The sequence below is a fragment of the Pseudomonas sp. EU05-FHT14B02 genome (genome assembly GCF_058791055.1).
The window spans coordinates 71,722-81,149 of the sequence record NZ_JBYTDD010000028.1 but is presented as its reverse complement, the minus strand read 5'-3'; the positions used below and the strand labels follow the sequence as shown (position 1 = coordinate 81,149).

6 protein-coding genes and 3 tRNA genes (1 of these 9 running past the window's edge) are annotated in these 9,428 nt (G+C 56.2%); all 9 read left to right on the top strand.

Translation table 11 applies throughout. From position 1 onward, the window contains the following. A tRNA-His gene (locus tag AC3WTM_RS23005) sits at positions 1–56 on the top strand (it extends 120 nt beyond the left edge of the window). A 56-nt stretch (positions 57–112) separates the two neighbouring features. Beyond that, positions 113–197 (top strand) — tRNA-Leu (locus AC3WTM_RS23000). A 77-nt stretch (positions 198–274) separates the two neighbouring features. Next, positions 275–350, top strand: a tRNA-His gene (locus AC3WTM_RS22995). Between the two features lie 385 nt (positions 351–735). Next, the gene (tig, locus tag AC3WTM_RS22990) at positions 736–2,046 is read left to right on the top strand and encodes a trigger factor (RefSeq protein ID WP_102671627.1); all 1,311 of its coding nucleotides are present in this window, start codon (positions 736–738) and stop codon (positions 2,044–2,046) included. 93 nt (positions 2,047–2,139) lie between these two features. Beyond that, a complete protein-coding gene (gene clpP / locus AC3WTM_RS22985) occupies positions 2,140–2,775 on the top strand; it encodes an ATP-dependent Clp endopeptidase proteolytic subunit ClpP (RefSeq protein WP_090456702.1) in 636 nt (211 codons plus the stop codon). 112 nt (positions 2,776–2,887) lie between these two features. Next, positions 2,888–4,171: an ATP-dependent Clp protease ATP-binding subunit ClpX gene (gene clpX, locus AC3WTM_RS22980; RefSeq protein WP_008048848.1), complete on the top strand. Its 1,284-nt coding sequence runs from the start codon at positions 2,888–2,890 to the stop codon at positions 4,169–4,171. A 250-nt stretch (positions 4,172–4,421) separates the two neighbouring features. Then, on the top strand, positions 4,422–6,818 hold the full coding sequence (lon, locus tag AC3WTM_RS22975; protein WP_056722330.1) for an endopeptidase La: 2,397 nt from the start codon (positions 4,422–4,424) through the stop codon (positions 6,816–6,818). Positions 6,819–6,966: 148 nt separating this feature from the next. Continuing rightward, the gene (locus tag AC3WTM_RS22970) at positions 6,967–7,239 is read left to right on the top strand and encodes an HU family DNA-binding protein (RefSeq protein ID WP_002552737.1); all 273 of its coding nucleotides are present in this window, start codon (positions 6,967–6,969) and stop codon (positions 7,237–7,239) included. 234 nt (positions 7,240–7,473) lie between these two features. Then, positions 7,474–9,345, top strand: a complete 1,872-nt coding sequence (locus AC3WTM_RS22965; protein ID WP_102671626.1) for a SurA N-terminal domain-containing protein — start codon at positions 7,474–7,476, stop codon at positions 9,343–9,345. The last annotated feature ends 83 nt before the right edge of the window (positions 9,346–9,428 follow it).

The window sequence follows — 9,428 nt, the reverse complement described above, 5'->3', positions numbered from 1 at the left end:
AGAGCACGGGATTGTGACTCCCGTTGTCGTGGGTTCGATCCCCATCGTCCACCCCATATTTCGAAAGGCGCCAGATTAACAGTCTGGCGCCTTTGCTTTAAAGGCTTCATCCGCGGATGTGGTGGAATTGGTAGACACACTGGATTTAGGTTCCAGCGCCGCGAGGCGTAAGAGTTCGAGTCTCTTCATCCGCACCAAATAAAGCTTCATTCAGGCACTTGGCCTGGCTGGAGCTTGATAAAGAAGTTGTTTGGCTTCTTTAACAGGCAATATGGTGGGCGTAGCTCAGTTGGTAGAGCACGGGATTGTGACTCCCGTTGTCGTGGGTTCGATCCCCATCGTCCACCCCATATTTCGAAAGGCGCCAGATTGAAAAGTCTGGCGCCTTTTTTGTTTCGGCGGCCTCAGGTTACGGGTCGCAGGGGCGGGCGCTTCGTCGTATTTATGTTTCTCGATGATGCTGTCCTGCCCGCCGGCCTTGCTTGCGAGATCGGCTGTCAGGGCGATGATTGGCGACCTTCTCTATATAAGGAAAGGTTGGCGCAGAGCCTTGGCGTGATTGGTTGTATTTGCCATCGGGGCGAGGTGCATTCGTGCATTCGCACCTATAAATTGCCTGCTGCGTTTTTACCCGTTTTCAGTAGGGTGACTTCTTGAGTTTGACCCACTAGAATGCATGCCCTTGATTCTGGGGTCGGAAACGGCCGGCTAACGTCTGTGCAACGAGGAATATCCATGCAAGTTTCTGTTGAAAATACTACTGCTCTTGAGCGCCGCATGAGCGTCACCGTGCCGGCTGAGCGCATCGAGAGCCAGGTCAACAAGCGTCTGCAGCAGACCGCCCAAAAGGCCAAGATTGCTGGCTTCCGTCCAGGCAAAGTGCCGATGAGCGAAATCAAGCGCCGTTTCGGTGCTGACGCTCGCCAGGAAGCTGTAGGCGACGTGATCCAGTCTTCCTTCTACGAAGCTGTGGTTGAGCAGAAGCTGAACCCGGCTGGTCAGCCTTCGATCGAGCCAAAATCCCTGGAAGCGGGCAAGGACCTGGAATACGTAGCCGTATTCGAAGTGTTCCCTGAGTTCACCGTTGCCGGTTTCGAAGGTATCACCGTAGAGCGCCTGAGCGCTGACGTGACTGATGCCGATCTGGACAAGATGCTGGACATCCTGCGCAAGCAGAACACCCGTTTCGAAGTGGCCGATCGCGCTGCTCAAAACGAAGACCAGCTGAACATCGATTTCGTCGGCAAGGTCGACGGTGAAGTGTTCGCTGGCGGTTCCGCCAAGGGTACCCAGCTGGTTCTGGGTTCCGGCCGCATGATCCCTGGTTTCGAAGATGGCCTGGTTGGCGCCAAAGCCGGTGAAGAACGCGTTCTGAACCTGACTTTCCCAGAGGACTATCAGAACCTGGACCTGGCTGGCAAAACCGCCGAGTTCACCGTGACTGTCAACACCGTTTCCGAGCCAAAGCTGCCAGAACTGACCGAAGAATTCTTCGCTCAATTCGGCATCAAGGAAACCGGTCTGGAAGGCTTCCGCGCCGAAGTTCGCAAGAACATGGAGCGTGAACTGCGTCAGGCGATCAAATCCAAGGTCAAGAATCAGGTAATGGACGGTCTGCTGGCCACCAACCCGATCGAAGTGCCAAAGGCTCTGCTGTCCAACGAAGTTGACCGTCTGCGCGTGCAGGCTGTTCAGCAGTTCGGCGGCAACATCAAGCCTGACCAACTGCCGGCCGAGCTGTTCGAAGAGCAAGCCAAGCGCCGCGTAGTACTGGGTCTGATCGTGGCTGAAGTGGTCAAGCAATTCGACCTCAAGCCTGACGAAACCCGCGTTCGCGAGATGATTCAGGAAATGGCTTCGGCCTACCAGGAGCCTGAGCAAGTTGTGTCCTGGTACTACAAGAACGACCAGCAACTGAACGAAGTTCGCTCGGTTGTGCTGGAAGAGCAAGTTGTGGATACTGTTCTGCAGAAAGCTAGCGTGACCGACAAATCGGTCTCTTACGAAGAAGCAGTCAAGCCGGTAGAAGCACCACAAGCCGACTGATCGCTTTTGCGGTAAGAAGCAAACACCATAAGCCAGCCTTCGAGCTGGCTTATGCGTATTCAAGACATAACTATTTGGGAGTGACTGCAGAGCATGTTCCGTAATTCGTATATTCAGCAGAACTCTGATATCCAGGCCGCCGGCGGCCTGGTCCCGATGGTTGTCGAGCAGTCCGCTCGTGGCGAGCGCGCCTACGACATCTACTCGCGTCTCCTCAAGGAGCGGGTGATCTTTCTGGTGGGCCCCGTAGAGGACTACATGGCCAACCTGATCTGTGCGCAACTGCTGTTCCTTGAAGCGGAAAACCCGGACAAGGACATCCATCTCTATATCAACTCCCCGGGCGGTTCGGTGACGGCGGGCATGTCGATCTACGACACCATGCAGTTCATCAAACCCAATGTGTCGACCACTTGTATCGGTCAGGCGTGCAGCATGGGCGCGTTCCTGCTGACGGCCGGTGCACCTGGCAAGCGTTATTGCCTGCCGAACTCGCGTGTGATGATTCACCAGCCGCTGGGTGGTTTCCAGGGCCAGGCGTCGGATATCGAAATCCATGCCAAGGAAATCCTCTTCATTCGTGAGCGTCTCAACACGCTGATGGCCAAGCACAGCGGGCGCACTCTCGAAGAAATCGAGCGCGATACCAATCGCGACAACTTCATGAGTGCAGACGCCGCGCGTGAGTACGGCTTGATCGATGAAGTGATCACCCAGCGCCCCGCTTAAAATAAGCAGCTCAAAATAAGGTTGGTCGGCGAGTCCGATCACCGGCGGGCTTGAAAAAGCCCGCAATAGCCTTCATCTTGTGTTGCAAGCCTATCGGATTTGGATCGAACGAATGACTGACACCCGCAACGGCGAGGACAACGGCAAGCTGCTCTATTGCTCCTTCTGTGGCAAAAGCCAGCATGAAGTACGCAAATTGATTGCCGGCCCCTCGGTCTTTATCTGCGACGAGTGCGTCGACCTGTGCAACGACATCATCCGCGAGGAGGTGCAGGAAGCACAGGCCGAAAGCAGCGCGCATAAATTGCCTTCGCCTAAAGAAATCAGCGGCATCCTTGATCAGTATGTGATTGGTCAGGAGCGTGCGAAAAAGGTTCTGGCCGTAGCGGTGTACAACCACTACAAGCGCCTGAATCAGCGTGACAAAAAGAATGACGACGTCGAACTCGGCAAGAGCAACATCCTGCTGATCGGCCCGACAGGCTCGGGTAAGACCCTGCTTGCCGAAACACTGGCCCGCTTGCTGAACGTTCCGTTCACCATCGCTGACGCAACCACCCTCACCGAGGCGGGTTACGTGGGTGAAGATGTCGAGAACATCATTCAGAAGCTGCTGCAGAAATGCGATTACGACGTGGAAAAGGCCCAGATGGGCATTGTCTACATCGATGAAATCGACAAGATTTCGCGCAAGTCTGACAACCCGTCGATCACTCGGGACGTTTCCGGTGAAGGCGTGCAGCAGGCCCTGCTCAAGTTGATCGAAGGCACGGTCGCTTCCGTTCCGCCTCAAGGTGGTCGCAAGCATCCGCAGCAGGAATTCCTGCAGGTCGATACCCGTAACATCCTGTTCATCTGCGGTGGCGCGTTCTCTGGTCTTGAGAAGGTCATTCAAAACCGTTCCACCAAGGGTGGCATCGGTTTCAACGCAGAAGTGCGCAGCAAGGAAGAAGGCAAGAAAGTCGGTGAGTCCCTGCGTGAAGTCGAGCCTGACGATCTGGTCAAGTTCGGTCTGATCCCGGAATTCGTCGGTCGTCTGCCGGTACTTGCCACGCTGGACGAGCTCGACGAGGCTGCATTGATGCAGATCCTCACCGAGCCGAAAAATGCTCTGACCAAGCAGTATGCCAAGCTGTTCGAGATGGAAGGCGTGGATCTGGAATTCCGGACCGACGCTCTGAAATCGGTCGCCAAGCGTGCCCTGGAGCGTAAAACCGGTGCCCGTGGCCTGCGTTCGATTCTCGAAGGTGTATTGCTCGACACTATGTATGAAATCCCCTCGCAATCGGAGGTGAGCAAAGTAGTGATCGATGAAAGCGTGATAGAAGGCAAGTCCAAGCCACTGTATATCTATGAAAACAGTGAGCCGACCGCCAAGGCTGCGCCAGACGCATAAGCGTCACGCAGCTTGAATAAAGAAGGGGCCTTCGGGCCCCTTTGCTATTTCGGGGTCTGGCCTGCAGGAGCTGGCTTGCCAGCGAAGGCGGTCTTTGAAGGCTTATCCGGCCTGTCGCAGTAGCTTCCGTATGCTGCAATCTTTCAAGTGGTTCTTTTATCCGCTTGTTTTTTTCCTGGGCAGCCCCCATCTTGGTTTCAAGCTTACTTCCATCTGTTTACGGCCTTATGGCCGCCGTAGAGGCGAAATCATGAAGACAACCATCGAATTGCCTCTCCTGCCATTGCGTGATGTCGTGGTTTATCCGCACATGGTTATCCCGCTGTTCGTGGGGCGCGAGAAATCCATCGAAGCCCTCGAGGCTGCGATGACGGGTGACAAGCAGATCCTTCTGCTGGCCCAGAGAAACCCGGCTGACGACGATCCCGGTGAAGATGCCCTGTATCGCGTTGGTACGATTGCCACCGTTCTGCAGCTGCTCAAGCTGCCTGACGGAACGGTCAAGGTTCTGGTCGAGGGCGAGCAGCGGGGCGCTGTCGAGCGCTTTAGCGAAGTGGACGGCCACTGCCGTGCCGAAGTCTCCCTGATCGACGAAGTTGAAGCACCAGAGCGCGAGTCGGAAGTATTCGTTCGCAGCTTGCTGTCCCAGTTCGAGCAATACGTGCAGTTGGGCAAGAAAGTCCCGGCTGAAGTCCTGTCGTCGCTCAACAGCATCGATGAGCCAGGCCGCCTGGTGGACACCATGGCCGCGCACATGGCGCTGAAGATCGAGCAGAAGCAGGAAATCCTCGAAATCATTGATTTGTCGGCCCGGGTCGAGCACGTTCTGGCGTTGCTGGATGCCGAGATCGATCTGCTGCAAGTCGAAAAACGCATTCGCGGCCGCGTCAAGAAACAAATGGAGCGCAGTCAGCGCGAGTACTACCTGAATGAGCAGATGAAGGCCATTCAGAAAGAGCTCGGCGACAGTGACGAAGGCCACAACGAAGTCGAAGAGCTGAAAAAGCGTATCGATGCCGCCGGTCTGCCGAAAGATGCGCTGGCCAAGGCGACGGCCGAGCTGAACAAGCTCAAGCAGATGTCGCCGATGTCCGCGGAAGCGACCGTGGTGCGTTCGTACATCGATTGGCTGGTTCAAGTGCCGTGGAAGGCCCAGAGCAAGGTGCGCCTGGACCTGGCGCGCGCAGAAGACATTCTGGATGCCGACCACTATGGTCTCGAAGAGGTCAAGGAGCGCATCCTCGAATACCTCGCCGTGCAAAAGCGCGTGAAGAAAATTCGTGGTCCGGTGCTGTGCCTGGTCGGTCCTCCCGGGGTGGGTAAAACGTCCCTGGCGGAGTCGATTGCTCACGCCACCAACCGTAAATTCGTGCGCATGGCCCTCGGCGGTGTGCGTGACGAGGCGGAAATTCGTGGCCATCGCCGTACTTACATCGGTTCGATGCCAGGAAGATTGATTCAAAAGATGACAAAGGTGGGTGTCCGCAACCCGCTGTTCCTGCTCGATGAAATCGACAAGATGGGCAGTGATATGCGTGGCGATCCGGCATCGGCGTTGCTGGAGGTGCTTGATCCCGAGCAGAACCACAACTTTAACGATCACTATCTGGAAGTCGATTACGACCTGTCCGATGTGATGTTCCTGTGCACTTCAAACTCAATGAACATCCCGCCGGCGTTGCTGGACCGGATGGAAGTGATCCGTCTGCCGGGCTACACCGAAGACGAGAAGATCAACATCGCCGTCAAATACCTTTCGCCTAAGCAGATTACAGCCAACGGCCTGAAGAAAGGCGAGCTGGAGTTTGACGCAGAAGCGATCCGCGACATCATCCGCTACTACACCCGTGAAGCCGGTGTGCGTGGGCTGGAACGCCAGATTGCCAAGGTTTGCCGCAAGGCCGTCAAGGAACATGCACTGGAAAAACGTTTCTCGGTGAAGGTCACCGCAGACATGCTGGAGCACTTCCTGGGCGTGCGTAAATTCCGCTACGGCCTGGCCGAGCAGCAGGATCAGATTGGCCAGGTGACCGGGTTGGCGTGGACTCAGGTGGGCGGCGAACTGCTGACCATTGAAGCGGCCGTCGTACCGGGCAAGGGCCAGTTGATCAAGACCGGTTCCCTGGGGGACGTGATGGTCGAATCGATCACCGCAGCCTTGACCGTTGTCCGCAGCAGGGCGAAGAGCCTGGGGATCCCTCTGGACTTCCATGAGAAGCGCGACACACACATCCATATGCCGGAAGGGGCGACGCCAAAGGATGGCCCTAGCGCCGGTGTAGGCATGTGCACGGCCTTGGTATCGGCATTGACCGGCATTCCGGTCCGCGCGGATGTCGCCATGACCGGCGAGATCACGTTGCGAGGCCAGGTCTTGGCCATTGGCGGCTTGAAAGAAAAACTGTTGGCTGCCCACCGTGGCGGAATCAAGACTGTGATCATTCCTGAAGAGAATGTGCGCGATCTCAAAGAGATTCCGGACAATATCAAGCAGGATCTACAGATTAAACCGGTTAAATGGATTGACGAGGTCCTGCAAATTGCGTTGCAATACGCGCCGGAGCCCTTGCCGGACGTGGCTCCGGAGATAGTCGCGAAGGATGAGAAACGCGACGCAGATTCTAAGGAAAGAATTAGCACGCATTAGTACGTATTTGCCTGGGGGGCTTTCTTGACAGCTTTTTAGAGCCCTTGTTATAAAGCGGCTCTTAAGTGTCTGTAGGCCATTCAGCACTCGTTTTTGCTTTCACCAAAAAACTTAGAATCATACTCAAATAGATATAAGGGGACTTAGAGTGAACAAGTCGGAACTGATTGATGCTATCGCTGCATCCGCTGATATCCCGAAAGCTGCTGCTGGCCGTGCGCTGGACGCTGTAATCGAATCCGTCACTGGCGCTCTCAAGGCTGGCGACTCTGTTGTTCTGGTTGGTTTCGGTACCTTCTCCGTAACTGATCGTCCGGCTCGCATTGGTCGTAACCCACAGACCGGTAAGACGCTGGAAATCGCAGCAGCCAAAAAACCAGGTTTCAAAGCCGGTAAAGCACTGAAAGAAGCTGTCAACTAAGTTCGATTCAGGTTTTTACCCATCCGGGTCGGGGTCATGCCTGACTTGGCAGCGGAGCGGCAGTCCTGACTGCAGGTCGCCGGTTCAAGACACCGAGGGTCGCCAGTTCGAGCCCCTCGATCCGCTCCGCCAGTTACGAGAAGGCGCATCCTCGGATGCGCCTTTCTTCTATCCGGATTCTACCCACGCTCCACGGTTGCCTAATTTTGAAGTTCAACCGTTTCTGGGGGACGCATGCTGCAGAATATCAGGGACAATTCACAAGGCTGGATTGCCAAGACTATTATCGGGGTCATCGTTGCACTGATGGCTTTGACCGGTTTCGACGCCATTTTTCAGGCCACGACGAACTCGAATGAAGCGGCGAAGGTCAATGGCGAAGAAATCAGCCAGAACGAACTGAGCCAGGCGGTCGATATGCAACGCCGTCAGCTCATGCAACAGCTGGGCAAGGATTTCGATGCTTCCTTGCTCGATGAAAAAATGCTGCGCGAATCGGCTCTCAAGGGCCTGATCGATCGCAAACTGCTGCTGCAAGGCGCAGAAAACTCGAAATTCGCCTTTTCCGAAGCAGCTCTGGATCAGGTCATCCTGCAAACGCCTGAGTTTCAGGTGGATGGCAAGTTCAGCTCCGAGCGTTTCGACCAGGTGATTCGCCAACTCGGCTATACCCGCATGCAATTCCGCCAGATGCTGGCTCAGGAAATGCTGATTGGTCAGCTGCGTGCCGGTCTCGCCGGTAGCGGTTTCGTGACCGATGCACAGGTACTGGCGTTTGCCCGTCTGGAAAAACAGACCCGCGATTTCGCCTCGCTTAACATCAAGGCCGACCCGGCAGCGGTGAAGCTGACCGACGATGAGGTCAAGGCCTACTACGACGAGCACGCCAAGGAATTCATGACGCCGGATCAGGTGGTCATCGATTACCTCGAGCTGAAGAAGGCTTCCTTCTTCGATCAGGTCAGCGTCAATGACGAAGACCTGCAGGCGGCCTATCAGAAAGAAATCGCGAACCTGTCCGAGCAACGCCAGGCTGCGCACATTCTGATTGAAGTGAATGACAAGACCACCGAGGCGCAAGCCAAGGCGAAGATCGAAGAGATCCAGGCTCGTCTGGCCAAGGGTGAGAAATTCGAGGCGCTGGCCAAGGAATTCTCTCAGGATCCGGGTTCGGCGAACAACGGCGGTGACTTGGGTTATGCCGGTCCGGGTGTCTACGACCCGGCGTTCGAGAAAGCTCTGTATTCGTTGGCCAAGGACCAGGTTTCTGCGCCGGTTCGCACCGATTTCGGGTTCCACCTGATCAAGCTGTTGGGCGTAGAAGCGCCTGAAGTTCCGACATTCGCCAGCCTGAAAGACAAGCTGACCCGCGAATTGAAGGCCCAGCAGGTCGAACAGCGTTTTGTCGAGGCGACCAAGCAACTGGAAGACGCTTCATTCGAAGCGTCGGACCTGGCACAACCGGCACAAGACCTGAAACTGAACGTCCACACATCCAAGCCGTTCGGCCGTGAAGGGGGTGAGGGTATTGCAGCCAACCGTGCCGTGATCACTGCGGCGTTCAGCCCGGAGGTCCTGGATGAGGGTGCGAACAGCACCGCCATCGAGCTCGATCCGGAAACAGTGGTCGTGTTGCGTGCCAAGGAGCACCTGAAACCTTCGCAATTGCCGCTGGAAAGCGTTTCTGCTGCGATCCGTGTGCAATTGGCCAAGGAACACGCCAGCGCCGATGCCAAGACCAAGGCTGACGCCCTGATTGCCAGCCTGCGCGACGGCAAGACCCCGCTGGATCAGGCGGTCGATGGCCAGGCCTGGAAAGTCACGGAAGCGGCGACTCGCGCTCAGGAAGGGGTCGACCCTGCGGTGCTGCAAGCGCTGTTCCGCATGGCGAAGCCTGCGTCCAAGGACAAGCCGACCTTCACCAGCGTGACACTGGCTGATGGTAGCCTGGTGATCGTGCGCCTCAATGGCGTGAACGAAGCAGCGGCGCCGACCGAAGAAGAGAAAGCACAGTATCGTCGCTACCTCGCTTCCCGCATCGGTCAGCAAGACTTCGCGGCTTACCGCAAGCAGCTGGAAAGCCAGGCAGAGATCAAGCGTTACTGATACCTGATCAGGTTTAGCGCTGCACAAAAGACCCCGGCCGGAAGGCCGGGGTCTTTTTGTTTGGCCGTACGTCACTTGCCGCG